Source organism: Pseudarthrobacter sp. SSS035 (assembly GCF_023273875.1).
Classification (GTDB): domain Bacteria; phylum Actinomycetota; class Actinomycetes; order Actinomycetales; family Micrococcaceae; genus Arthrobacter.
This window is the reverse complement of record NZ_CP096882.1, coordinates 2,304,872-2,328,927: the sequence shown is the minus strand read 5'-3', so window position 1 is coordinate 2,328,927 and position 24,056 is coordinate 2,304,872. Positions and strand designations below refer to the sequence as shown.

The window sequence follows — 24,056 nt, the reverse complement described above, 5'->3', positions numbered from 1 at the left end:
ATTGAAAGCCGATTTCACTACCGGTGCCCGCCCGGTCAAAGCTGCCCGCGGCACCGAGCTCACCGCCAAGAGCTGGCAGACCGAAGCCCCGCTGCGGATGCTGATGAACAATCTGGATCCCGAGGTCGCCGAACGCCCGGATGATCTGGTGGTTTACGGCGGGACCGGCCGTGCCGTCCGGTCCTGGGCGGCGTTCGATGCGATCACCCGCACCCTGGAAACGATGGAGAAGGACGAGACGCTGCTGGTCCAGTCCGGCAAGCCGGTCGGTGTGTTCCGGACCAACGAGTGGGCGCCGCGGGTGTTGCTGGCGAACTCCAACCTCGTGGGCGACTGGGCGAACTGGCCCGAGTTCCGCCGGCTCGAGGCCGAGGGCCTGATGATGTATGGCCAGATGACCGCCGGGTCCTGGATCTATATCGGCACCCAGGGCATCCTGCAGGGCACCTTCGAGACGTTCGCCGCGATCGCCCGCAAACTCACCGGCGACGAGAACGGGACCCTCGCCGGGACCCTGACCCTCACGGGCGGGTGCGGGGGCATGGGCGGGGCCCAGCCGCTCGCGGTGACCCTGAACGAGGGCGCCTGCCTGATCGTGGACGTCGACGAGACCCGGCTGCGCCGCCGGGCCGGCAAACGCTACCTCGACGAGGTCGAAACCGACCTCGACACCGCCATCGCCAAGGTCCTGGCGGCCAAGGAGGAGCGCCGGGGCTGGTCCGTCGGGTACGTCGGGAACGCCGCCGAGGTCTTCCCCGAGATCCTGCGCCGCCACATCGCCGGCGAGCTCACGGTCGATATCGTCACGGACCAGACCTCGGCGCATGACCCGCTGTCCTACCTGCCCGAAGGCATCACGGTCGCCGAGTGGCAGGCCGAGGCCGCCGCGGACCCGGAGGGCTTCACGAAGAAGGCCCAGGCGTCCATGGCCCGGCAGGTCCAGGCGATGGTGGAGTTCCAGGACGCCGGCGCGGAGGTCTTCGATTACGGCAACTCGATCCGTGACGAGGCCCGCACGGGCGGCTATGCCCGTGCCTTCGAGTTCCCCGGCTTCGTCCCGGCGTACATCCGGCCGCTGTTCTGCGAGGGTCTGGGCCCGTTCCGCTGGGTCGCGCTCTCCGGAGACCCGGAGGACATCGCGGTCACGGATGCGGCGATCAAGGAACTGTTCCCGGAGAACAAGCACCTGCACCGCTGGATCGACGCCGCCCAGGAACGGGTGGAGTTCGAAGGCCTGCCGGCGAGGATCTGCTGGCTCGGCTACGGCGACCGCGCCAAGGCCGGGCTGCTGTTCAACCAGCTCGTGGCGGACGGCAAGGTCAAGGCCCCGATCGTGATCGGCCGTGACCACCTGGACTCCGGCTCGGTCGCTTCCCCGTACCGGGAGACCGAGGCCATGGCCGACGGCTCCGACGCGATCGCGGACTGGCCGCTGCTCAACGCCCTGCTCAACACCGCCTCCGGCGCCACCTGGGTCTCGATCCACCACGGCGGCGGCGTCGGGATCGGCCGCTCCATCCACGCCGGCCAGGTCTCCGTCGCCGACGGCACCGACCTCGCCGCGCAGAAACTCGAACGCCTCCTCACCAACGACCCCGGCATGGGCGTCATCCGCCACGCCGACGCCGGCTACGACCGCGCCGTCGACGTCGCCAAAGAACGCGGCGTCCGCATCCCCATGCAAGAAACCCGGTAACCGACCAGAACCGGTGGTTGAGCTGGGCCCACGCCAGTCGGGTTCCCTGAGCGAGCTTGCGAGCTTAGGGGGCTGGCGGGGAGCGAAATCCCGGTTTCGACAAGCTCAACCACCGAGGAACAAGGCTCGATCACCGGCCCAGAGAAAGAATCAGTCCATGATTGAAATCGACGGCACACAGCTGGCTTTGGCCGACATCACCAAGGTGGCTGCCGGAGGCACCCGGGTGACGCTGGCGCCGTCGGCCGTTGAACGGATGGCGGCATCCCAGCGGTCTGCGCGGGCAACCGCCCGCGCCCGGCCCGTTTATGGGCGTTCCACCGGGGTCGGCGCCAACCGCTCCGTCACCCTGGATCCAACGGATACAGGGATGGACCTGCATGGGCTGAATCTACTGCGCAGCCATGCGGTGGATGCCGGACGTGCCCTCGACCGTGAAACCGTGCGGGCGATGCTGGTGATCCGGCTCTCCCAGCTGGCGGCAGGTGCCTCCGGCATCAACCCGGCCATAGCCGAAGCGCTCGTGGAGATGTTGAACCGTGATGCTTTGCCGGAGGTGCGGGAATTCGGCGGGATCGGGACGGCGGACCTGCCGGCTTTGGCCGGGACCGCACTCACACTCCTGGGAGAGCGGCCAACCATGGGCGGCGGCGTCATCCCCGAAGCGCTGGACGGCTGGGGCACGGAGGACGCCCTACCATTCATCAGTTCGAGCGCGCTCACCGTTGCCCAGGCCGTGCTGGGCCATCAGAAACTTGCCGTCCTGGTGGAGAACCTCACGCTGGTGAGTGCTCTGTCCTTCATGGCGATGTCAGGCAATCCGGAAGCGTTCAGCCCTGAAGTGGCCCGGGCGTCCGATTCGGCTGCTGTGGGGGAAACGGCGACGACACTTCACGGGCTGGTGGCTGGGACCGGCGTGGCCGCCCGGATCCAGGATCCGTACTGTCTGCGCACTTTGCCCCAGGTCCTCGGGGCGGTCACGGAGGAGCTTGCCTCGCTTGAAATGCTCCTGAACCGGCTTGTGGTTGCCGGCCACGAGAACCCGATGGTCTTCGGCTCTGAGACCGACGGGACCAACGGGGTGGCCCATCACGGCCTCTTCCAGATGACAACCCTTGCCAGGCGGATAGACGCGCTGCACTTGGCCCTGGGGACGGCCTGCGCCACCAACCTCCGCCGGATAGACCTGCTCTGCGACCCCGCGTTTACGGGTCTCAACCGGTTCCTGGCAGCCGACGATTCCGGCCAATCCGGCGTCATGATGCTCGAATACGTAGCTGCAGCCGCCGCGGGGCTTGTACGCGCCAACGCCCAGCCCGCGAGCCTGCAGACAGTGGTCCTGTCCCTCGGCGCCGAGGAAGACGCCAGCTTCGCCAGCCTGGCGGCATCCCGGCTGGACTCCACCGTCCAGGCGCTGGCGACCATGACGGCCGTTGAATTGGTGTGTTCAGCGCGGGCACTGCGGATGCAGGGACGGAAAACGTCCGAGTTCAGCAATCCACTGCTCAGGAGAACCCTCGAAACCGGATTCACGCTGCCGGCTGCCAACCAGGACCGCGACCTCCGCCCCGACGTCGATGCGGCGTTGAAACTCGTCCGGCTGCCGGCCTTGGGACGACACGCGTAAAACAACACGGAATCTTCCCCGAAAAATTGATCCAACCTTGAGCCAACCCTTGGCAACTCATGCAGTGGGCGGTCCACGCTGGATTTATCACCACAAGAATACGGCGGGGAAGCAGGAAGATTCATGGGGAAGGAATCAGCTCTGGACGAGGTCGTCGCGGTGGGAGGACTGATCACTGATCACCACCCGCTCGACTTCCACACCTTGGGGCTGGCCGGTTGCATTGACCGGCTGACCGGCCCCCTCCGTCAGCAAGGAACGGCAGTCCGCTGGGAAACTCCGCACTGGGGCATCGAGATCCCGGCGGACTGCGCGTCCCTCCTCTACCAATCGGCCCGCGAAGCGCTGAGCAACGCCTTCAAGTACTCCGACGCCGCCGAGCTCACCGTCCAGTTGTCTGCCGTTGACCACGGCATCCGTCTTGTGGTGTCCGACGACGGCACGGGCTTTGACTGCGACCTCGCGTTAAGCGGCAAGAACCACGGCTACGGGCTGCGGCTGATGTCCGTGGCAGTACATGAGGCCGGCGGCACCGTCAACGTCTGTTCGAAGCCAGGGCAGGGCACCACCGTGACGGTCACCCTCCCCCTGGACTGAGCCTGCGGGCTTGGGAAGGCTGGACTACCGTGAAAGCTTGTCCGGATCCGGCTCCGGATCGCCGATGTGGCCCGGCGCATTGGCGGCCAGTACCCGCTGGACGAACGCGGCGTATTCCTCCATGTAGTGCCGCAGGAACTTGGCAGTCGATTCATCCCGTATTTCGCCGCCTTCCCCGAAAACCTCGGGCTTGAAGTGAATGTACACTTCCGGGGCGTTCAATTGGGGGGCGTCCAGGAAGCTCAGCACACTCCGCATGGAGGACTGCATCACCGCCGTGCCGATGCTGCCCGGCGAGGCGCCGATGATGCCGGTGGGCTTGCGCGCGAAGGAGTTGGTGCCCCAGGGCCGCGACGCCCAGTCGATGGCATTCTTGAGCGCTCCCGGAATGGAGCGGTTGTATTCGGGGGACACAAACAGGATGCCGTCCGAGGCCTCGATCGCTTCCTTGAGGGCGCGGCCTGCCGGCGGGAAATCGGCGTCGTAGTCGTAGCTGTAGAGGGGCAGGTCCTTAATAGGGATCTCGGTGAATTCAAGGTCCGCCGGGGCCAGCTTGATGAGGGCCTTGGCGAGTGTGCGGTTGATGGAGCCGGTGGCCAGGCTCCCCACGAAGTATCCAATTTTCTGCGTTGCCATGAGATTGTTCCTTCCCAACAGCCGGCAGAACCGGCTGGCCGTAGAGCTTAACAGGATGAAGCGGGCACAGTGCGCCCCCAGTCCAGCACAGAACACGTGCCGCCGCCAGAGCTCTGGAAGGGTTCTTGACACCCCGCTTCGGGAGGCGCTGAATGATGGTTGAGGCACATTCCACACACCATAGGAGCGGTTGAGATGAAGGAAAAACCAGTCGTGGCGCAGCGCATCCACAGCGAGGCTCCGGCCGAAGGGGACGAGTTGGCGGACCCCACCGACATCCGAGTGCACTCCCAGGAACCCGCCGAAGGCGCCGACACAGACGACGACTAACCGCCGTCTCACTCCCCTCTGGCCCATGCGCCTCTGAAGCCTTGCCACTGACGCCCCGCCCCTGACGCCTTGCCTCTGACGCCTTGCCCGCAACGGCGATAGGTAAGCATACTGACTGTATTCAGTTTGTCATCAGACCGTTCCAGTCAAAGGAGACGTTGTGAGCAGCAAAGTCGAGAAGCGGATTGTGGTTGACGTGCCGGTCAGCACCGCCTACAACCAGTGGACCCAGTTCGAGGATTTTCCGCAGTTCATGGGTGGCGTGGAGAGCGTGACCCAGCTCAGTGCCGACCGCCTGAAGTGGGTGGCCCATATCGCCGGGGTCCGCCGTCAGTGGGAAGCCACCATCGTGGAGCAGATCCCGGACCGCAGGATCGAGTGGGCGTCCACCGAAGGGGCCACAAACTCCGGTGCCGTGGAATTCGCCGACGCCGGCGGCAACAAGACCGAGCTCTCCCTCACCCTGGAGTACCAGCCGGAGGGCATGGTGGAGAAGGTGGGCGACCTGCTGCACGTCGTGACCCGCCAGGCGGAGCACGACCTGAAGAAGTTCAAGGAGTTCATCGAACACGAGGGCCATGCCACGGGCGCCTGGCGGGAATCCGTCCCCAAGGGCGAGCCGTCGGCGTACAACCGGTACACGCACCCATTCGACCAGACCGGCGGGATGGTCGATCTTGAGGGCGAGTCGGACGGCTCGGCAGAGGGCGAGATCCGCAGCGCGGCCCAACGCAACGTCAAGAAACCGGACGACGACGGCACTATCCCGCCGCTCGGCGGTACCTTGGGCGACCGTTGACGGGCGGAGTCGCAGACTGGCGGAGTCGAACCTAAGGTGCCGCCCGCCGTCGTACTTTGCAACAGCAGTACGCGGCATCAGCTGCCCGGCCCCACACAAGCTGCCTGGCCCCGCACGAGCGATGCTGCCCCGCACCGCTCAAGCGGGGCAGCACCGTCCCAACGTAAGCGGCCTAATCGCGGGCCGGTACCAGCACCACTTCATGCGGACTGGCCGGCCGCATGAACTGCGCATTCACGGCAGCCAGTGTGTTCCCGAACCGCGCAACCGTGGTGGGAACATCGAAGTGGGGACTGGTGATGGTGTCCTCGATCTCGCCGGAGGAGAGATCGTTGGAGAGGTCAATCCGGACGATCTGGTTCAGGAAGTTCTGCACCGCCCAGACGGTATGGCCCCGGACCAGGATGCCGTCAACATTCGGCACATCCACACCCTCAATCAAGGCGCTGTGGCCGGTCTCCGGGTCGACGGTGTAGAGGGCCCTGTTGTTCGAATGAGCCACGATCAGGACCCGGTCGCCCTTGGCGGCGGCAATGCCGTTGAGGTCGAAGCCCGGAGTCAGCTCGGCAGCCGGCCCGCACAGCGGCAGGAACTCAACAGTGCCCAGCTCGCCGTGCCTGCCCACGGGGAGGAAGTAGAGCTCGCCAGCGGCCGAGTTCGTGAACCACGCGCCGTCCCGCGTCAGGGCGACGTCGTTGATGAACCCGGGAGCGAGCGCGAAGTCAGCCACCGGCTCGCCTGATTCAGTGTCATAGACGAACGCCTTGCCCGTGCGGCCGCCCGCTACAAACAGCAGGTTGTTTCGCGTATCTGCCTTCATCCCGACGGCGGCCCTGGGCTGCGAATCAAATTCGGATACGTCGATGAACAGCCGCGCTTTGCCTTCACGGATGTCGCCGCGGTAAATGTCCCCAAGTGCCAGGTCTCCGGCGTAGAACGTGGTTCCGCTGCCGGCTGCGATCCCCTCGGCGGAGGTGGCATCCTTGAGCACAATGACCGAGTCTTCCGGCGGCGACGCCGAGGCCGGGAGGACAGGCGCCAACAGCCCCATGAGTGCAATGAACCCAATGGCGGTACGGCGCTGTACTTTTCCTGAATTCTGGGTTGTGCGGGCCATGATTCTTCCTTGAATTTAGGTGATCCGCACGGGCCAACCTGCGGCAGGCCCGCACGATTGTCCTGCCAGTCTATGCACGCCGAGAACCGCCCCGCCAGAGTCCAAAGCCCCCTCTCTGCCGGGTCACACTCCGCCCTCCTGAGCCCCCGGAGCGGCAAGGCGCCGCGGTCTCTGCTTACAATCGAAACCTCAATCAACTACTGAGGGACCCATGAAGAAACTCGCCACCGCCCTGATCGCTGCCGGCCTCGTGCTTTCCGCTTCTGCGTGCACCGCGCCCACCAAACTTTCCACCCCCGAAACCTGCGACCGCGTCAAGGCCGTCCTGGCGAACCCCGCGAACAACGTGGGCAAGACCGGCCTGGTGCGTCTCGCCAACCAGATCCGGCCCATCGAAGTTGTGGCATCGGATGACCTCAAGCCTGCGCTCGGATCCATCATCGCGTTCACGGACGAGTCCGCCAAGGAAACCCCGGACGAGGCCAAGCTCGCCGAGCTGGAGTCCAAGTACCAGGAAGCCGGCGCCGCCTTCACGAAGCACTGCAGCTAAGACGCCTCCTGCGCTAACGTTCGACGGCGGCCGGTTGGCCGCCGTCGTTGGCTTATCCTTGGCTCGTGGATCTCTATCAGTCACTGCTCTCGTTCGGCTTTGTGGCCGGACTCCTGACGCTGGTTCCGGGCATCGACACGGCACTGGTGCTCCGTTCGTCCCTCGCCAGGACCCGCGGTTTCGCCTTCGCCACGGCCCTGGGCATCTCCACCGGACTGATGGTGTGGGGAATCGCGGCTGCCGTGGGCGTCTCGGCGCTGCTGGCAGCATCTGAGCTGGCCTACCGGGCACTCACCATCGCCGGCGCCGCCTACATGGTGTGGCTTGGCGCTTCCCTGCTGTGGAAGAGCCGGGCCAAGGACCAGCCGTCCGCCTCGCCCGAGGTTGGAGTGCCCGCGGCGGCCCGCCATCAACTGTTCCAGGGCTGGCTGACCGGGACAGGCACTAATCTGCTTAATCCGAAGGTGGGGGTGTTCTACATCGCCACGATTCCCCAGTTCATCCCGCCGGGGACACCTCCGCTGCTGATGGGAATTTTGCTGGCCGGCGTCCACTGCGTCCTGGGCCTTGCGTGGCTGACCTTCCTGATTTTCGGAGCAGGCTTTGCCTCCAAATGGCTGAAAAGCGCCCGCAGCCTCCGGATCATCGACCGCATCACCGGCACCGTCCTGGTCGGTTTCGGGCTGCGGCTCGCCCTCGAACCAAAGCACTGACGCTAGTTCAGGGACAGGACCAGGTAGAGGGCTGTCAGGATCACCACTGTGGGTGTCATGACCAGGCGCTCCGGTTTGCTGCGGGAGATCCCGTTCAGCACGATGCCCACCGCGAAATAGGCCGTCAGCACCCAACAGAAGACGTCCGTGAAACCTTGGTTCACCAGCGGGGCCGCCATGCCAGCCTTGGCCAGCCCAACATAGGCGAAGAGGACGTAAAGGATGATCGAGGTGGCGCTGCCGATCCGCAGCTTGGTGGGCAGGACGTTGTGCTGGCCTCCCCACGCGAACCGTCCCAGTGGTGCTCCCGCGATCAGGGCGGCCTGAAAAACCGCGAGCGCGGCCAAGAGTACACACGCGGCAATCGCGGCTAGCTGGGCTAACTGCATCGAAGATCCCCCTTCTGCGGGAGCGGTAGCCGGCCTGTTGCAGGCACCGTCCGGACGTAAGCTTATTGTGACCTCCACCTCATGATGGGACGATCACACGGTCCCTTCCGTTAAACCATTGGCGAAAGGAGGCCAAGTGCTTATTGTCTTAACCGGAATCGACGGCTCGGGAAAATCCACGGCCGCCCGCGCCTTGGTAGATGCGGCCCAGGCTGACGGCGAAAGCGCCCTGCTGCTCAGCAACCATGCCGGCAGGCGGAGCATGTCCGTGCTGGCTGAACGGCTGGCCATCCGCTGGCCCCGCCACCTGGCCGACGCCGTGGAAACCACCCTCCGCGTGGCCAACGTGCTGGTGTCCCATGCCCGAGCAAACCGTGTCGACGGATTGGTGGTGATGGACCGGCACCTTCACTGCCAGCTGGCCCTGCGCGCGGCCAAAGGTCTCCGGCGTGGCCGCCTGCTCCCGTGGCTGATTTCGTCCCTGCCGGAGCCTGACGCCGTGGTGCACCTGGACGTTGAGCCTGCGTTGGCACACGATCGCATCATGGCCCGCGGCACCGATTCGGAGACGCTGGCTGACCTGGTGGACTTGCGCGACGCCTACCGCTCCATGCCGGAATACGCGGGTTTCGTACAGCTCGACGCCGACTGCCCGCCGGCCGAGGTTGTGGCCAGGCTCAAGCGGATCATCCGCGCGGAACCTGCCGTGGCTGTATAGCCCCGCCCTGGCCCCGGCAGGCCAGCTCCGGCTCAAATCAGCGCGCTCAAATCAGCGCGTGGGATCCCTTGCTCCGCGGCCGGCCGAAGGACGCCGTACCCAGGAATTCGATGGCGACGAACGGCTCGGAGCCAACCACCCACTCATCGTGCCCGGGAGGCAACGCATAGGTGTCATGGGCGCGGATGGTGGACCTCACGCCGTCGGACGTTTGAATCTCCAGGCTTCCGGACACACAGTAACCGAGGTGGTTGTGCTCGCAGAAGTCTGTCAGTTCAGTAGGCTTGGCGGACTCGGACCAGCGCCAGCCTGGAGCGAGGATGAGGCGGGCCACCGAGTAGTCGTCAACGGTGACGAGATCGAACTCGGCCTTGTCCGGACACCGTTTCTTGTCCGGGATGTCAAAGGATTTTACGGCCAGTGCTCTGATGAAATTTGCGGTCATGGGGAAACAGCCTTGGGATCATGTGCGGTGGACGCTTAGGGCTGGGACCAAGCGGTTGTGCGTGGATGCCGGCTAGCGGCTACGTAGTGCGGATCACGTACTGCGGAGACCAGAAGTGCGTACCTCTAACCGTATCCATCCGGCGCCTCAAGTCAATGGACCGCCGGACATTCACGGGGCCGAAAAGGGCCCCCTGCACAGGTCCCGGCCCCGGACCAGCCGGAATACTTCAAATGACGCCGGAGTTGTTGTTTAAACTGGAAAGCCGATTCACTGGTTTCCTGTCTTTTGCCATCAGAGTCTCCCGAAGGAACGCCATGAGCCCCCAACTGACCATCAAACTTCAGCCAGGTACCCAGGCCCCCGAGTTCACGCTTCAGGACGCCGAGGGCAAGGAAACCTCCCTGGCCAACTACCGCGGCAAGAACGTCATCGTGTACTTCTACCCGGAGGCGGCAACCCCCGGGTGCACCACCGAGGCCTGCGATTTCCGCGACAGCCTCTCATCCCTGCAGGGCTCCGGCTATGAAGTCCTGGGCATCTCCCCCGACGCCCCGGAGAGGCTGGCTAACTTCACCGGCGACTTCAACCTGACCTTCCCGCTGCTCTCCGACGAGGACCACGCAGTTGCCCTGGCCTACGGCGCGTGGGGCGAGAAGCTGGTCGACGGCGAGATCGTCGAAGGCCTCGTCCGCTCCACCGTGGTGGTGGACCCCGACGGCAACGTGTCGCTGGCCCAGTACCAGGTCAAGGCGCAGGGCCACGTGGCAGCCCTCCGGGAGTCCCTGGGGGTCTAGTCTGTCAGGGCACGGGTAGCCCACCAACCGGGAGTCAGGCATGACGATCGAAGTCCGTCCGGGAACGCTGTTCGAAGACGTCAAAACGATGGTTGGACCCAAGCGGCCCGATGCCAACGTGTGCTGGTGCCTGAGCTACCGCATCCCGTCCAAGCAGAACCTTGCGCTGCGCGGAACGGCCCGCGGCGACCTGGTGAAGGAGCTGGTGGCGCAGGATCCGCCGCCAGGGGTTCTGGCGTACGACAGCGACGAAGTAGTCGGGTGGGCAGCTGTCCATCCGCGCGCCGACACCAGCTTTGCCCGCAACCGCAGGATTCCGCACGTGGACGACCTCGATGTTTGGTCTGTGTGGTGCATCCGGGTCCGGCCCGGTTACCGCGGCAAAGGGATCTCCCATCACCTGCTCAAAGGTGCCGTGGAGCTGGCCCGCGGATACGGCGCGCCCGCCATTGAGGGGTACCCGGTGGACAACGGCGGCAGCAAGGTGGACCTCACCATGGCGTACGTGGGCACGCGCAAACTCTTTGAGAAGGCCGGGTTCGTCAAGGCGGCTGATACGGATTCGGTGCTCAACGGATTCCCGCGCGTCCTGATGCGCCTGGACCTGCGCTGATTCCGCGCGAACTGACGCGGGACCAGCTGACCCAGCCTGCGCTAAATCAGGGTTTCTTCCGCCAGCTGCCCGGCCAGTCGTTATCTATGAACCACAAGGCCAGCAGCACCGCGTCCATGGTCATAAGCCCAGCTAAAAGATAAGCCCACCCGGTGTACCAATGCACGGCAATCTCCTGACCTGGTATCCCCCAGCCACTTGATTGTCCTCAAGTGTGGCACGGAAAGGGTCAGCAGGGAACGGCTACTTTGCGAGCGCCGCCAGACGGCCGTGAACTTCGGTTTCGCGGTTGAGGAGGCGGGTGAGCTGTTCGACTTTTTCCGAGAGCTCCAGGCCGACGGCCAGCCGGTCCCCCGGCCAGCTCGAAGCCTCCCAGGACTCCCCCAGGGCCTGGGCCAGCGAGCGGGACAGCGAGCGGAGCTTCCAGGAATGGCTCAGGTAGTGAACGGTGCTGCGCGGGCGGCGGCCCTGCTTCAAGAGCCGCCGCCACGAGCGCCCCAGCCTGCCCGGCAGTCTGACGGATTCCGTTGGTTCCATAAGTCCTGCACCGTCCTCCGGCAATCCGCACATTCCGTTCAAAACTGGTCCTTCGAGTGTGGCCAAGGAGCCTCAAGGTCCCATCAAGGGCAGGTAAGTATTCCGGCAAGTCCGGGCCACACCAAGGCCAGCACAAGGCCGCCCGCCCCTGAATGCCGGTACTGCGACGACTTCCGACCGTCTATGTCAGGTCCATGACATGCTTCAGCGGCACTAATACGGTAGAAGTAGAGGCATGCCTTCCATGCCCGAACCGCGCCGTGCCGTTGTGATTGAGGACGATCCGGACATCCGAGGCCTCCTTGTCCGGATCCTGGCCAAGGAGGGTTTCGAGGTCACCCACGCTGAAGCCGGTCTGCCAGGCGTGGAGGAGGTCCGCCGCGCCAAGCCGGATCTCATCACCCTGGACCTGAACCTCCCGGACGTGGACGGGCTGGAAGTCTGCAAACTCCTCCGTGAATTCTCCGATGCCTTCATCGTGATGCTCACCGCCCGTGCCGACGAACTGGACAAGCTCACGGGCCTGGACAACGGCGCCGATGACTACATCAGCAAGCCATTCAGCCCGCGCGAACTCCAATCCAGGATCAACGCCCTGTTCCGCCGCCGGCAGCCGTCCGCCGCGGACACAGCCGTGGCGAGCGAGCTGGAGCGGGCCACCGAGGTCCAGCAGAGCCTGCTGCCCCAGGAGGACGTCCGGGTGGACGGGTACGACGTCGCCGGCGTCTTTCGCCCCTCCCGCAGCGTCGGCGGTGACTTCTACGATTGGTACCGCACGCCGGAGGGTCTGCACCTGACGTTCGCCGATGCCATGGGCAAGGGCATCGGCGCCGCCCTCATCGCGGCCACTGTCCGGGCCGTCATGCGGTCCACGGGACAGCGCCAGGACCTGGACGCCGCCTTCGCCTCCGCCAGCACCACCATCGCGGCGGACCTGGATTCCTCCAACTCTTTTGTCACCCTCTTCCACGCCCGCCTGGACGCCGCTTCCGGCGTCGTCAGCTATGTCGACGCCGGCCACGGACTGGCACTGCATGTCACCGCCGAGGGGTCGGCGCACCGTCTCCCCAGCGGCGGTCCGCCCGTGGGCGCCTGGGCCGGATCCGCCTGGCCGCAGTCCGCCGTCGGCCTGGCCCCGGGAGACTCCCTGGTGGTGGCCAGCGACGGCGTGCTGGACGTTTTTGACTCGGTGGAGCAATTCACCGAGGCGGTGCTCGCCGCAGCCCATGGCCAGGTTTCTGCGCAGTCCGCCAGCGACGCCATCATGGCACTGGCCCCTGCCGAAACCGCCGAGGATGACGTCACCGTCGTGGTGGTCCGCCGCCTGCCTGAGCCAGCCCCGGCATGACGCGCTTCTGGACCCGCCTGGTTGTGGTCCTGACGGTCATCTTCGGCCTGAACTATGTGGGCTGGCGCTGGGCGTCGTCGCTGAACTGGGATGCCTGGTGGATCGCCGTGCCCCTGGTGCTGGCTGAGACCTACAGCCTGATCGACGTGATGCTGTTCGGGATGACCGTGTGGCAGCTCAAGATCCGCAAGGGAGCCCCCGCGCCGCCCCACGATGCCACCGTGGACGTCTTCATCACCACATACAACGAAGACCTGGACATGGTGATGACCACTGCCCTGGCGGCCCAGAAGATCCGGCACCCGCACAGCACCTGGATTCTCGACGACGGCGCCCGGCCCGAGCTGAAGGCCCTCGCCGAACAGCACGGGCTGGGTTATGTGACGCGGAGCGGGGACTGGACCACCAACGTGCCGCGCCACGCCAAGGCCGGCAACCTGAACAACGCCCTGATGGTCACGCACGGCGAATTCCTGCTGATCCTGGACGCGGACCAGATCCCCGAACCGGACATCCTGGAAAAGACCCTGGGCTATTTCAACAACCGCCGGGTGGCCCTGGTCCAGACCCCGCAGTACTTCAGCAACGTGCCCGCCCACGATCCACTCGGCAGCCAGGCACCCCTGTTCTACGGCCCCATCCAGCAGGGCAAGGACGGCTGGAACGCGGCGTTCTTCTGCGGCTCCAACGCCATCCTGCGCCGCGAAGCACTGATGCAGCTGGGCCTGGTGGGCTACGTCAAGGAGACTGAAAAGAGCATCCGCCGTGCCCTCACGGCGTCCCGGTCCGCCATCCGCCAGGCGCGGAAATCCGCTGACATGGACACCCCGCTCGTAGCTGAAGTGCTGGATGCGGTGGAGGCCGCCACGCGCGAAGCCCAGGAGCAGCTGGCGGCCGGACAGCCATTGAGCGAGATCACGTACCGGGTCCGCCGCCGCGTGGACGCGGCCGTGCAGACGCTGGTCCAGGCTGACATGTCCGCGCTGCAGGCCGACCTCGAAGAGATCGCCGCCATGGAAATCGCCCACGTGGGTGATGCCGGCGTCCCCGTGGTGGCCGATGACGCCGTACAGCGCATGTCGGCCCGTGACTGGTCGCCGCTCGGCGCGCTGGAATCCGTGCAGGCCGTCCTTGATGCCCTGAGCGTTGAACGCAACGACGAAGCCCAGCCGGTCATGCCGCTGGCCACCATCTCCGTCACGGAGGACATGGCCACAGCAATGCGCATGCACGCCATGGGCTGGGAAAGCGTCTACCACCACGAGATCCTGGCCTATGGACTGGCGCCCGAGGACCTCAAGACCATGCTCACCCAGCGCCTCCGCTGGGCGCAGGGGACCATCCAGGTGCTGCTCCGCGAGAACCCGCTGGCCCAGAAGGGTCTGAAGATCGGCCAGCGGCTGATGTACTTCGCCACCATGTGGACCTACCTCAGCGGCTACGCGGCGATCATCTACTTCGCCGCCCCCATCATCTACCTGCTGCTGGGCGTCCTGCCCGTGGCCAGCCTCAGCTGGGACTTCTTCATCCGGTTCATCCCGTTCATGGTTGCAAACCAGCTGCTGTTCGTCGTCGCCGGCCGCGGGATCCCCACCTGGCGCGGCCAGCAGTACAGCCTCGCGCTGTTCCCCACCTGGATCAAGGCCTGTTCGACGGCGGCCCGGAACGTCTGGTTCGGCCGTCCCCTCGGGTTCGCCGTGACCCCGAAGTCCCGCCAGAGCGGCGGCCCCAGCTGGAGCCTCATCCGCCCCCAGATCGTGGTGACCGTGCTGCTGGCGGTGGCCGCCGTCGTCGGGATTATCCGCCTGACCGCGGGACTGGCGGAGCCGCTTGGCACGCTGGTGAACGTGGCCTGGGTTATTTTTGACCTGGTGATCATGAGCGTCCTGGTCCGCGCTGTTTTGTACAAGGGGTACGTACCCGCTGAGGACGTCGAGGCTGGAGAGAGGAAACGGGATGGAGTTTAGTTATGAAGTCAAGGATTCGTATGCGGAGGTCAAGGCGGACGGGCGGCTGAACATGGTGTCCGCGCCTAAGCTGCGCGAATTCGTCACCGATGTGATCGCCGGCGGTTCCTCGCGGATCGTGGTGAACCTGGAGAACACGGCGTTTATGGATTCCTCCGGCCTCGGCGCGCTGATCGGGTGCCTCAAGGCCGCCCGTCAGGCCGGCGGGGACCTGCGCATCGCCGCCGTCCAGCCGCAGGTCAAAATGGTTCTTGAGCTGACCAGCATGGACCGGGTGTTGACTGCCTACGCCTCCGCCGACGAGGCGTTCAGCAATGACTGAGGTCCTGGCCCGGCGGACGTTCCGGGGACTGTCCTCTGCCGAGTCCATCGACTCCGTCCACAACGAACTGGACAAACTCTGGGAGGACGCCCCGTTCGTCCAGGCCATGGACCAGATGACCTTCACCACGGCGGTGATCGAGTCCGCGTCCAACATCGTCCAGCACGCGCGGCCGGCCAAGGCGCAGAAACCCGTGGAGCTGGGAGTGGACATCAGCGTCCAGCCCACGCTCCTGCAGGCCCGGGTCAGCGCGTTCTTCGCCAAGCCCCCGTTCGGCCCACTGGAACCGAGGACTCCGGACGACGATTCCGAGTCCGGCCGCGGCCTGGCGCTCATCGAGGCGCTCGTCACCACCGTGACCTTCGAACGGCAGGACGGCACCAACACCTGGATCCTGTCCCGGACGTCACAGCCCTGACCCTCCCACCCCGGATGCTCTATCACCTACGGTTCCCATTCGGCTGCTGTGGCAGCTGTACGTGATAGAGCAACGCCAATGATGAGTAGGCTAGAGGGCATGGCTTTTGAAGAAACCCCCGCTGAACGCCGCGAGGTCACCGTCCGCCGGGCACCGAAATATGTGCCGTTCCTCATCCTCGGCGCCCTGGTGGGCGCAGCGGTGGCTGCCGCCGTCGCATACGGTCTCCCCGGTGACGAATCCTTCGAGCGCGGCTCGGTGTTCGGCTTCTTCCTGGTGATGTTCGGCGCCGGCGGCGCGGTGCTGGGCGCCGTGGTGGCCCTGCTGCTGGACCGGCGAAGCGTCAAGCGCCAGAAACGTGCCATCGTGGAAGCGGTTCCGGATTCAGAGCCCGACGACGGCGCTTAGCCGCTGCACGTCGCCTGCGGCCGGCCCCCGGCCCGGTCACAAAGCCGGCGGCGGAAAAGTCTTAGCGCATCTCGTGAGATAATCGACCAGTGGCACGCGGCGATGGAAAACTTTCTCATGATCTTCTCCCTGGCGAAAAGGGACCTCAGGACGCTTGTGGCGTTTTCGGGGTCTGGGCACCAGGTGAAGAAGTAGCAAAACTAACCTATTACGGGCTGTATGCATTGCAGCACCGCGGTCAGGAGTCGGCTGGTATAGCTACCAGTGACGGCAAGCGGATCAACGTCTACAAGGACATGGGCCTCGTATCCCAGGTCTTCGACGAGACCACGCTGAACACGCTGACCGGGCACCTGGCGGTGGGACACTGCCGCTACTCCACCACCGGAGCCAGCCACTGGGCCAACGCCCAGCCCACCCTCGGCGCCACCAGCACCGGCACGGTTGCCCTGGCGCACAACGGCAACCTGACCAACACGGCCGAGCTCAACGCCATGATCATGGAACGCAACGGCGGCCAGCTCAGCGGCGAAATGAAGCAGGGCAACACCTCGGACACCGCCCTGGTCACGGCATTGCTCGAAGGCGAGGAGGGCAAGACCCTCGAACAGACCGCCATGGAGCTGCTGCCGAAGATCAAGGGCGGCTTCTGTTTCGTCTTCATGGACGAAGGCACCCTCTACGCAGCTCGCGACACCTACGGAATCCGCCCGCTGGTCCTCGGCCGGCTGGAGCGCGGCTGGGTGGTTGCCTCCGAGCAGTCAGCCCTGGCCACCGTCGGCGCCAGCTTCATCCGTGAAATCGAGCCAGGCGAATTCATCGCCATCGACGAGGACGGCGTTCGTTCCAAGCGCTTCGCGGAGGCGACGCCGGCCGGCTGCGTTTTCGAATACGTTTACCTTGCCCGTCCGGACGCCGCCATCGCGGGACGCTCCGTGTACGAGTCCCGCGTGGAGATGGGCCGCCAGCTGGCCCGCGAAAACACCCAGGACGCGGACATCGTCATCCCGGTCCCGGAGTCCGGCACCCCTGCGGCCGTGGGTTACGCCGAGGAATCCGGCATTCCCTTCGCGCACGGCTTCGTCAAGAACTCCTACGTGGGCCGCACGTTCATCCAGCCCTCGCAGACCCTGCGCCAGCTGGGCATCCGGCTCAAGCTGAACGCCCTCGAGTCCGTGATCCGTGGCAAGCGCGTCGTGGTGGTGGATGACTCGATCGTCCGCGGCAACACCCAGCGCGCCATCGTCCGGATGCTCCGCGAGGCCGGCGCCGCGTCCGTCCACATCAAGATCTCCTCCCCGCCGGTCAAGTGGCCGTGCTTCTACGGCATCGACTTCGCCTCCCGCGCGGAACTGATCGCCAACGGCGCCACCATCGAGGAAATCTCCCAGGCCATCGGCGCCGATTCCCTGGCGTACATCTCCGAAGACGGCATGATCAACGCGACCATGCAGCCGCGGGAGCGCCTCTGCACCGCCTGCTTCACCGGCCAGTACCCCATCACGCTCCCGGGCGCGGACAAACTGGGCAAGAACCTGCTGGAGCGCACCGACCTCGGCGGCCTCACGCCGTCGCCCTCTGCGCTCCCCGGCGCAACGGTGGCACTGGCCATCGACGCCGAGGAGGACCCGGCGGACAAGGCCGGCGCCACCGGCTGCGATCCGGGACCGGACGCCGAGTTCGAGAACCTGCTCACCGAAGAAGACCACGTGCCCGCGATCCGCCACGAAGCCACCACCCCCGGCGCTGAAAAGAAAGAGTCCGTATGACTTCCGCAACCCCCGCCGCCGGCAACAGCCCACTGATCCCCGCAGGCATCACGTACGCCTCCGCGGGTGTTGACGTTGAAGCCGGCGACCGCGCCGTGGAACTGATGAAGGGCGCCGTGAAGGCCACCCACAATTCCTCCGTCATCGGCGGTGTGGGCGGCTTCGCCGGCCTGTACGACGTCTCGCGCCTGCTGACCTTCAAGCGCCCGCTGCTGGCCACGTCCACCGACGGCGTGGGCACCAAGGTAGCCATCGCGCAGGCCATGGATATCCACGACACCATCGGCTTTGACCTGGTGGGCATGGTGGTTGACGACATCGTCGTAGTGGGCGCCGAGCCGCTCTTTATGACTGACTACATCGCCTGCGGCAAGGTTGTCCCGGAGCGCATCGCGGACATCGTCCGTGGCATCGCCGCGGCCTGCTCCGTGGCCGGCACCGCCCTGGTGGGCGGCGAAACCGCCGAGCACCCCGGCCTGCTGGGCGAGCACGAATACGATGTTGCCGGTGCCGCCACCGGCGTTGTTGAAGCTTCCGACCTGCTGGGCCCGGACCGCGTCCGCGCCGGCGACGTTGTGATCGGGATGGCCTCCTCCGGCCTGCACTCCAACGGCTACTCCCTGGTCCGCCGCGTCATCAACCACGCCGGCTGGGCACTGGACCGCCAGGTCTCCGAACTCGGCCGCACGCTGGGCGAGGAACTACTGGAGCCCACCCGCGTCTACGCTGCAGACTGCCTGGACCTGGCCCGCGCCTTCCCGGTCAGCGGCTCCGCCGGAGGTGCAGCCGTGCACGGCTTCAGCCACGTCACCGGCGGCGGCCTGGCCGCCAACCTGGCCCGCGTGCTGCCGCAGGGCCTCGTGGCCACCGTGGACCGCGCCACCTGGGAGCTTCCGGCCATCTTCAAGCTGGTCTCCGAGCTGGGCAACGTCCCGCTGGCCGACCTTGAGCGCACGCTGAACCTCGGCGTGGGCATGGTGGCCATCGTGTCCGCCGAAGCCGCAGACGCCGCCGTGGCCCGACTCAATGACCGCGGCGTCCCGTCCTGGATCATGGGCACCGTCACCGCGGACTCGGATTCCATCTTCAAGTCCGGTCCGGACTACGTCCAGGGCGCCAAGGGTGTGGACGGCGGCGCCGTCCGTTTGGTCAACGCCTACGCCTAAAGCGCGTCCTCGGGTGCCCCGCAACCGCCAACTGGCGGCTGGGGGGCATCCGTGTTTAAACCTCCAGCAGGCTGAACTCACCGCCCTGCGGGTCCCGGAGGGTGGCCGTGGCGCCCGGAGTATCGTCGTCATCCGGCTCCGGCGCGATCAGCACTTCCGCCCCCGCCGCCACGGCCTTCCGCACGGCCTCGGCCACGTCGGTGACGCCGAAGTAGATCTGCCATCTGGCAGGCGCCTCGGCCGCGACGATCCCGGCCACCTCCGCGCCGTTCACCATCAGCGTGCTGTACGTCCCGCCGTCGTCCTGGGGATACTCGGTCACCTCGTGGCCGAACAGTTGCTGGAAGAACCCGACGGCGGCCCGCGGCTCGGGCGTCAGCAGTTCCGTCCAGGACAGCGCACCGGCCTCGTTGTACCGGCCGGAGCCTGTGTGGGTCCCGGGCTGCCACACGCCGGTGGTCCCGCCGCCTGGAGGATCCACAAACACCATCACGCCGGTGTCCGCCACTTTCTCGGGGCCGAACTGCACAGCGCCGCCGGCGTGGGGAACTTCCTCGGCCAGCGCACCGGCGTCCTCGGCCGCGAAGTAGATGTTCCATTGGGCGCGCGTGCCGAGAGATTCCTGGTGCGGGTTCTGCGGCGCCACCACGGCCACCAGGTCCTCCCCCGCGAACGCCTGGGCATAGCTGCGGCCATCGGGCGTGGGGAGGTCCTTGAAGGTCCACCCGAACACCGCCGTGTAGAAGGCCTTGGCTGCTTCCACGTCCCGGGTCTGGACGTCAGCCCAGCACGGTTCACCATGGCGGTAGCTGGGGGATGAGGAGTTTCCTGGCATGGGAGGTCCTTTCGCGGGCGGCACACGCATCAACGCCTCCAGTCAACACCAAAAAGCCCGCCGCCGGCACCGGGTTTCGGCGCAGGCAACGGGCCTGATAACTGAGGCCAGCACCGCGGGTCCGCTGGGATCCGGGGTGCTGAAAAGAAGCGCTGTACTAACGAACGGCGTCCGAACGTACTGCAGCGTCGCGGGGCCGGGCACCTTGCGGCGGGGCCGGCGTGCAACAACTAGCCGATCCGACGGGTGTGTACCTCGTCGTCGTCTTCTTCCAAATCGTCCGCGTACTTATCCACATAAGCCGAATAGTCCGGTTCAACCGGGTCATTCGCGAAATGGCTCGTGGCACGACCTTCAGGACCTTTGAGCTCTCGCTGAAGGGCCGAATAGTCAGTGTTCGGGGAATAGTACTTAATATCCCGAGCCTGCTTGGTAGCTTTTGCCTTTTGACGGCCGCGCCCCATGGCGTGACCCCCTTTTGTACTCGGACCGGAGGTGGTCACCTTGGCTATCGGTGAGGCCCCGGAATGTTTGGTCAATTTGTCGTAACACCTAGATTACATGCTTTCCGCGCACGGTGCGCCCCGGCCCGTGCGCGCGGACGCCATGTCGGGTACCCTTTCCGCCGCGACGCGCACGGTTCCCGGCTTTTTTGTTGGATAGAGTCTCTTCATCAGCTGCCGATCCGGGTCCCCGGAGAATCCAGCATCCCGAGGCGAAACCCAGGAGGGGTATCCGGATGGACAACCAGGAACCGCGCCCCGTCCCGCCCAAACCTGCCGCTCCGCCCACCGCCGGATTGCCGCAGGTGGCTTTTCCGGCAACTGCGGTGGAGCCCCCGGCGCGGAAGCCGCGGCGGGTCGCTTCTACGCTCCTGAAGACTGTCTTCGTGGTGGTTCTGCTCGGTGTGGTGGGAGGCCTGGTGTGGCTCGCCGCGTGGCTGGATTCCGGGGCACCGGAAACGACCGGCGACGGCGGCTCCGTGATCGTGGAAACCTCACCCACCCCCCTGGCCACGCCGCTCCCGCTCCCCCGTGAGGGTGTGGAGCCGCCGGACTACCGGCTGGGCGACTGCTTCAAGGATTTTGACCCCGAGGCTTTGCGGTCAACGGTGGTGGCCTGCGATGCAGGCCACTCAGCCCAGCTTGTGGCCGTTTTCCGCTACCCCGCCGTCGGCTCCTATCCGGGCCGGGAGGCCCTGGCCGCCAAGGCCCTGGAGGCCTGCCAGGCGGCGAAGCTGGGACCGGCGGCGAACGAGTACACGCTGAACTTCCAGCGGGCCTACCCCAGCAGCACCAGTTGGGAATCAGGCGACCGGCGCGTGGACTGCTACGTCACGGCCGACGGCGGGAACGTCATCAACGCCAGCGCGCTGCCCTAACAGACCGCATTGCCCGCGAACGGATACAGAGCCTACGGCTTCATTGCATTCGGCGGTTCGCTGGATTGACCTTTGGGCTGGGGTTTAGGCTCGGGGCATGTCAGCTCTTTGGGGGACGCAGACTCAGCGCACACGGGTCCTGTTCGTTTCGGCCGCACTGGTGGTGTCGCTGTCGGGCTGTGAGTACGGTGGCCCGGCTGAGGGTGCAGCTGGCTCCTCGTCCCAAGGCGCAACGGCGCAGCCCCGGTCAACCGGCGTTACTTCGGCGCCGAACAGCGACCCGCGGGCATCATCGCTCGAAGACATGAGTGACTGGTCATCTCAGCAGCTGAAACCGGCGCTGCCCGGCCAAGTGGCGGGCAGCGCCAGTTCGAATTCAACCACCGGCTTTGGGATGACGGCCAAGCCCGGCAATTACGAACTGCACTTCCTGTGCGAAGGACCCACCGGCGTCGAGTTGTCAGTGGCGAGCTGGGCAGGCGCCGCCGTTCTGGATCCAGTCCGTGTCGCGTGCGACGGCGGGGTGTTCGCGGCGCAAGTGAAGCTGGACACCGACGGTGCAGACTTCACCATGAATCCCGGCAGCGGCCCAGACGGACGCTATGCCTTCAGGCTCGTCCCCGCTTCGTAGCTTCTGGAAGTCCTGGACGGCCGCCCCGTCGATTTGCTGATCAACAACGCGGCCCAAGGAGCGCCCCATGATGAGCTGGGATCGATTCCAGCCGATGGGGTCTTGAACGCGGTCGACGTAAACGCCGCGGGTCCGTTGCGACTGGTGCAGTTCCTGTTGCCAAACCTGCTGGCGGCGCCTGATCCGATCGTCGTCAACGTGACCTCTCGCCTGGGCTCCCTGTCGGCCCAGACCAGCGGTACGTTCGCGGACCTGTCCACAAGTTATGCCTACAAGATGTCCAAGGCGGCGCAGAACATGCTGACCATCGCGCTGGCTCAGGACCGTCAGGGGCGGGTCCGCTGCTGGGCAGTGCACACTGGGAAACTGGCCACGGACATGGGACAGGCCGACGCATCCAAGGATCCTCGCACTGCTGCTGCGCAACTGAGAGAACTCGTCGACTCTGGCGACCGCACCTCGCCCCGGTTCTGTGCGCTCGGGGAACGGGACCTCCCCTGGTAGCTACAGTAGGCGGATGCTCATCATTCGACAGGCAACCACCGCTGATACGCCCAGCCTCATCCGTCTGCGGGCCGCGTGGGTTGCAGAGCAAACAGGGGTATCGACCGAGGATCCGGACTTCGAGACTGACTACCGAGCCTGGCAGGAAAATAACGCGCGCACCATGTTCGTCGCAGATCTGCACGGCACGCTTATCGGAATGCTGAATCTCATGGTCTTTGAGCGGATGCCTAAACCCGGCAAGAAGTCGACCTGCTGGGTGTATCTCGGGAACGCCTTCGTTGCTGCCGACTATCGCAACTGTGGAGTGGGAGGCCAGCTATTGGAGGCGGCTAGTCAGTTCTCACAGAGCATCAAGGCAGCCCGGATCGTCCTCTCCCCCTCAGCCGAATCAAAGACCTTCTATGCCAGGTACGGGTTTGCTCCGGCCGAGGAACTGCTCGTCAAACGCTTCGAGTACGAGAGTTAGAAACGCCTTGCCGGTGTAGATACCTGGTGTCGCATCGGCGAACATGAACGCCATCATTGGGCCACTACGTAATGACCGTGAGTGGACCTTCCTCTGCTGTGGAGACTTCGAAGTGGTCGAAATATTCGGCCGCCAGTTCAGCGCTCAACTGGAAATCGTCCGCGTGGCCGGCCATGCGGGCGCGGACGCGGGCAAGTGCAACTTCGCGGGTCGTGGCCAGGTAGATGGTCTCGGGCTCGACACCCAGCGGCGTTAACAGGAGACGGTAATCCTCCCTCATGCTCCTGGACCAGAATGAAAAGTCGAGAACAACATCTGCCCCTGACGCGACCAGATCTAGGAGGCGGGCCTTAAGCGCCGCCGCGATCTGCCGCTGGATGCCCTCCTCAACGGGCATGATGCGGAGTCCCATCTGCCACGCCACTTCGTCAAAGGACAGCCGGACCATACCTTCGGCCGCCAAGCGACCGGCAACAGCGGATTTGCCGGAGCCCGCCGGCCCGCACATGAAGATAACTCGACTCATACTCACGATCGTACGCAGGGCAATCTCGCACCGACGGGGATCTTAACCCCCCATACTGTTTTGTTTCCAGCGGATGAGGCGACGACGGTAACTGTCACCCTTCACGGCGATTAGTTCGCTAGTTCATCGGAGAGCCCGCAGGTATCGCCTCCGCACGATTCGCTGCGCCACCAGAAGGAGTGGGTAGAGCACTCGCCACGGCTGCCGTGCGGCCGCCCGGGTCAGGGAGCGGATGGTGAGGTGCACGTCGTCGCCACGGCGGTCGACGATGAAGGCTTCTTCGCCGTCGACGGGGTGACCTGGCATCGTCCGGTAGGAGAACCCGCTTCGGTCAGGCTCCTGCACGACAGTCACAACTTCGACCGGTTCTACAACGGTGAAGCCCAACGCGCGGGCCGTCACGATCGCGCGGTCGCCTGCGGACACCTGGCTCGTGGTGTCCACATCAAAACCACTCGCGGTTTTTACCTTCCAACGGAGCACCTCTGATGCAGCGCGCTGCCAAACAAGGTCGCCGCTTCCCACTATGGCTGTGACTTCTGACCGACGGTATTTGCGATCACTGGGAGGCCACGGCCGTAAGTCCGGGCTGGTCACACAGAGCCGTCAGTTCGGGTTGCGTCAGCCTTTTCGGCCTTTCGGGCCGCAATGTTTCCGTCCCGCGTCGCCGCCCGGATGACCCCATAGAGGACGTAAAAGAAAATGGCCGCAAAAACGGCCGACAGGACAATATCCATGTGTTGTTCTT

31 protein-coding genes are annotated in these 24,056 nt (G+C 65.5%); 21 read left to right on the top strand and 10 right to left on the bottom strand.

Annotated features, from left to right (window positions below; translation table 11 throughout):
* Nucleotide 1 precedes the first annotated feature (1 nt).
* The 3 genes from MUN23_RS10740 (at nt 2) to MUN23_RS10730 (ending at nt 3,920) form a co-directional block, all read left to right on the top strand.
* Nucleotides 2–1,696, top strand: a complete 1,695-nt coding sequence (locus MUN23_RS10740; RefSeq protein WP_248763814.1) for a urocanate hydratase — start codon at nt 2–4, stop codon at nt 1,694–1,696.
* Nucleotides 1,697–1,853: 157 nt separating this feature from the next.
* Nucleotides 1,854–3,323 carry an aromatic amino acid lyase gene (locus tag MUN23_RS10735; protein ID WP_248763813.1) on the top strand — a complete coding sequence of 490 codons (1,470 nt, stop codon included), beginning with the start codon at nt 1,854–1,856 and terminating at the stop codon, nt 3,321–3,323.
* A 123-nt stretch (nt 3,324–3,446) separates the two neighbouring features.
* Nucleotides 3,447–3,920: a sensor histidine kinase gene (locus MUN23_RS10730; RefSeq protein WP_248763812.1), complete on the top strand. Its 474-nt coding sequence runs from the start codon at nt 3,447–3,449 to the stop codon at nt 3,918–3,920.
* Between the two features lie 24 nt (nt 3,921–3,944).
* On the opposite strand, the gene MUN23_RS10725 is transcribed toward MUN23_RS10730, so the two are convergent.
* Entirely contained in the window at nt 3,945–4,556 is a 612-nt protein-coding gene (locus MUN23_RS10725) for an NADPH-dependent FMN reductase (RefSeq protein WP_248763811.1), read from the bottom strand.
* Nucleotides 4,557–4,751: 195 nt separating this feature from the next.
* On the opposite strand from MUN23_RS10725, the gene MUN23_RS23470 reads away from it, so the two are divergent.
* The gene (locus MUN23_RS23470; RefSeq protein WP_256468737.1) at nt 4,752–4,886 is read left to right on the top strand and encodes a hypothetical protein; all 135 of its coding nucleotides are present in this window, start codon (nt 4,752–4,754) and stop codon (nt 4,884–4,886) included.
* Between the two features lie 160 nt (nt 4,887–5,046).
* Entirely contained in the window at nt 5,047–5,685 is a 639-nt protein-coding gene (locus MUN23_RS10720) for an SRPBCC family protein (protein WP_248763810.1), read from the top strand.
* 172 nt (nt 5,686–5,857) lie between these two features.
* Here the strand turns inward: MUN23_RS10720 and MUN23_RS10715 are convergent, their stop codons facing one another.
* A complete protein-coding gene (locus MUN23_RS10715) occupies nt 5,858–6,802 on the bottom strand; it encodes a hypothetical protein (protein ID WP_248763809.1) in 945 nt (314 codons plus the stop codon).
* 211 nt (nt 6,803–7,013) lie between these two features.
* Between MUN23_RS10715 and MUN23_RS10710 the strand changes: the two genes are divergently transcribed.
* Together MUN23_RS10710 and MUN23_RS10705 are read left to right on the top strand one after the other, a co-directional pair.
* Nucleotides 7,014–7,352, top strand: coding sequence for a hypothetical protein (locus tag MUN23_RS10710; RefSeq protein WP_248763808.1), 339 nt, complete (start codon nt 7,014–7,016; stop codon nt 7,350–7,352).
* A gap of 65 nt (nt 7,353–7,417) precedes the next feature.
* Complete coding sequence (locus tag MUN23_RS10705; RefSeq protein ID WP_248763807.1) at nt 7,418–8,065, top strand: LysE family translocator; 648 nt, start codon at nt 7,418–7,420, stop codon at nt 8,063–8,065.
* A 2-nt stretch (nt 8,066–8,067) separates the two neighbouring features.
* Here the strand turns inward: MUN23_RS10705 and MUN23_RS10700 are convergent, their stop codons facing one another.
* A complete protein-coding gene (locus MUN23_RS10700; protein ID WP_248763806.1) occupies nt 8,068–8,454 on the bottom strand; it encodes a hypothetical protein in 387 nt (128 codons plus the stop codon).
* Nucleotides 8,455–8,590: 136 nt separating this feature from the next.
* Here MUN23_RS10700 and MUN23_RS10695 point away from each other — a divergent pair, with 136 nt between their 5' ends.
* On the top strand, nt 8,591–9,172 hold the full coding sequence (locus MUN23_RS10695) for an AAA family ATPase (protein ID WP_248763805.1): 582 nt from the start codon (nt 8,591–8,593) through the stop codon (nt 9,170–9,172).
* Nucleotides 9,173–9,218: 46 nt separating this feature from the next.
* Here the strand turns inward: MUN23_RS10695 and MUN23_RS10690 are convergent, their stop codons facing one another.
* Nucleotides 9,219–9,617, bottom strand: coding sequence for a cupin domain-containing protein (locus MUN23_RS10690; RefSeq protein WP_248763804.1), 399 nt, complete (start codon nt 9,615–9,617; stop codon nt 9,219–9,221).
* 317 nt (nt 9,618–9,934) lie between these two features.
* Between MUN23_RS10690 and bcp the strand changes: the two genes are divergently transcribed.
* Nucleotides 9,935–10,414, top strand: coding sequence for a thioredoxin-dependent thiol peroxidase (gene bcp / locus MUN23_RS10685; protein WP_248763803.1), 480 nt, complete (start codon nt 9,935–9,937; stop codon nt 10,412–10,414).
* Nucleotides 10,415–10,454: 40 nt separating this feature from the next.
* Nucleotides 10,455–11,027, top strand: a complete 573-nt coding sequence (locus MUN23_RS10680) for a GNAT family N-acetyltransferase (RefSeq protein WP_248763802.1) — start codon at nt 10,455–10,457, stop codon at nt 11,025–11,027.
* Between the two features lie 243 nt (nt 11,028–11,270).
* Here the strand turns inward: MUN23_RS10680 and MUN23_RS10675 are convergent, their stop codons facing one another.
* Nucleotides 11,271–11,564 (bottom strand): hypothetical protein, encoded by a 294-nt coding sequence (locus tag MUN23_RS10675; RefSeq protein ID WP_248763801.1) that lies wholly within the window; start codon nt 11,562–11,564, stop codon nt 11,271–11,273.
* A gap of 235 nt (nt 11,565–11,799) precedes the next feature.
* On the opposite strand from MUN23_RS10675, the gene MUN23_RS10670 reads away from it, so the two are divergent.
* The 7 genes from MUN23_RS10670 to purM all read left to right on the top strand — a co-directional run bounded on the left by MUN23_RS10670 (nt 11,800) and on the right by purM (nt 18,962).
* Nucleotides 11,800–12,912 (top strand): PP2C family protein-serine/threonine phosphatase, encoded by a 1,113-nt coding sequence (locus tag MUN23_RS10670; RefSeq protein WP_248763800.1) that lies wholly within the window; start codon nt 11,800–11,802, stop codon nt 12,910–12,912.
* A complete protein-coding gene (locus MUN23_RS10665) occupies nt 12,909–14,879 on the top strand; it encodes a glycosyltransferase family 2 protein (RefSeq protein WP_248763799.1) in 1,971 nt (656 codons plus the stop codon). The genes MUN23_RS10670 and MUN23_RS10665 overlap by 4 nt, the downstream gene beginning before the upstream one ends.
* Nucleotides 14,869–15,201 carry an STAS domain-containing protein gene (locus tag MUN23_RS10660; RefSeq protein ID WP_058930966.1) on the top strand — a complete coding sequence of 111 codons (333 nt, stop codon included), beginning with the start codon at nt 14,869–14,871 and terminating at the stop codon, nt 15,199–15,201. Before MUN23_RS10665 ends, MUN23_RS10660 begins: the two co-directional genes overlap by 11 nt.
* A complete protein-coding gene (locus MUN23_RS10655) occupies nt 15,194–15,619 on the top strand; it encodes an ATP-binding protein (protein ID WP_248763798.1) in 426 nt (141 codons plus the stop codon). The genes MUN23_RS10660 and MUN23_RS10655 overlap by 8 nt, the downstream gene beginning before the upstream one ends.
* Before the next feature lie 99 nt (nt 15,620–15,718).
* A complete protein-coding gene (locus tag MUN23_RS10650; RefSeq protein ID WP_248763797.1) occupies nt 15,719–16,027 on the top strand; it encodes a hypothetical protein in 309 nt (102 codons plus the stop codon).
* Between the two features lie 89 nt (nt 16,028–16,116).
* The gene (gene purF / locus MUN23_RS10645; protein WP_248763796.1) at nt 16,117–17,796 is read left to right on the top strand and encodes an amidophosphoribosyltransferase; all 1,680 of its coding nucleotides are present in this window, start codon (nt 16,117–16,119) and stop codon (nt 17,794–17,796) included.
* Complete coding sequence (gene purM / locus MUN23_RS10640; protein ID WP_248763795.1) at nt 17,793–18,962, top strand: phosphoribosylformylglycinamidine cyclo-ligase; 1,170 nt, start codon at nt 17,793–17,795, stop codon at nt 18,960–18,962. Before purF ends, purM begins: the two co-directional genes overlap by 4 nt.
* A gap of 55 nt (nt 18,963–19,017) precedes the next feature.
* Here the strand turns inward: purM and MUN23_RS10635 are convergent, their stop codons facing one another.
* Together MUN23_RS10635 and MUN23_RS10630 are read right to left on the bottom strand one after the other, a co-directional pair.
* A complete protein-coding gene (locus MUN23_RS10635; RefSeq protein WP_248763793.1) occupies nt 19,018–19,797 on the bottom strand; it encodes a VOC family protein in 780 nt (259 codons plus the stop codon).
* 230 nt (nt 19,798–20,027) lie between these two features.
* Complete coding sequence (locus MUN23_RS10630; RefSeq protein WP_056341155.1) at nt 20,028–20,261, bottom strand: DUF3073 domain-containing protein; 234 nt, start codon at nt 20,259–20,261, stop codon at nt 20,028–20,030.
* 275 nt (nt 20,262–20,536) lie between these two features.
* Here MUN23_RS10630 and MUN23_RS10625 point away from each other — a divergent pair, with 275 nt between their 5' ends.
* From MUN23_RS10625 to MUN23_RS10610, 4 genes are all read left to right on the top strand, one after another.
* Nucleotides 20,537–21,178 (top strand): septum formation family protein, encoded by a 642-nt coding sequence (locus MUN23_RS10625; protein WP_248763791.1) that lies wholly within the window; start codon nt 20,537–20,539, stop codon nt 21,176–21,178.
* A 97-nt stretch (nt 21,179–21,275) separates the two neighbouring features.
* Nucleotides 21,276–21,809: a hypothetical protein gene (locus tag MUN23_RS10620; protein WP_248763790.1), complete on the top strand. Its 534-nt coding sequence runs from the start codon at nt 21,276–21,278 to the stop codon at nt 21,807–21,809.
* Nucleotides 21,810–21,842: 33 nt separating this feature from the next.
* Nucleotides 21,843–22,313 carry an SDR family NAD(P)-dependent oxidoreductase gene (locus MUN23_RS10615; RefSeq protein WP_248763789.1) on the top strand — a complete coding sequence of 157 codons (471 nt, stop codon included), beginning with the start codon at nt 21,843–21,845 and terminating at the stop codon, nt 22,311–22,313.
* A 13-nt stretch (nt 22,314–22,326) separates the two neighbouring features.
* On the top strand, nt 22,327–22,782 hold the full coding sequence (locus MUN23_RS10610) for a GNAT family N-acetyltransferase (protein ID WP_248763787.1): 456 nt from the start codon (nt 22,327–22,329) through the stop codon (nt 22,780–22,782).
* A 64-nt stretch (nt 22,783–22,846) separates the two neighbouring features.
* Here MUN23_RS10610 and MUN23_RS10605 read toward each other — a convergent pair whose 3' ends face one another.
* From MUN23_RS10605 to MUN23_RS10595, 3 genes are all read right to left on the bottom strand, one after another.
* On the bottom strand, nt 22,847–23,308 hold the full coding sequence (locus MUN23_RS10605) for an ATP-binding protein (protein WP_248763785.1): 462 nt from the start codon (nt 23,306–23,308) through the stop codon (nt 22,847–22,849).
* Between the two features lie 123 nt (nt 23,309–23,431).
* Nucleotides 23,432–23,905 carry a DUF1990 family protein gene (locus MUN23_RS10600; RefSeq protein ID WP_256468736.1) on the bottom strand — a complete coding sequence of 158 codons (474 nt, stop codon included), beginning with the start codon at nt 23,903–23,905 and terminating at the stop codon, nt 23,432–23,434.
* On the bottom strand, nt 23,902–24,045 hold the full coding sequence (locus MUN23_RS10595; protein WP_248763782.1) for a hypothetical protein: 144 nt from the start codon (nt 24,043–24,045) through the stop codon (nt 23,902–23,904). Before MUN23_RS10595 ends, MUN23_RS10600 begins: the two co-directional genes overlap by 4 nt.
* Nucleotides 24,046–24,056 lie beyond the last annotated feature (11 nt).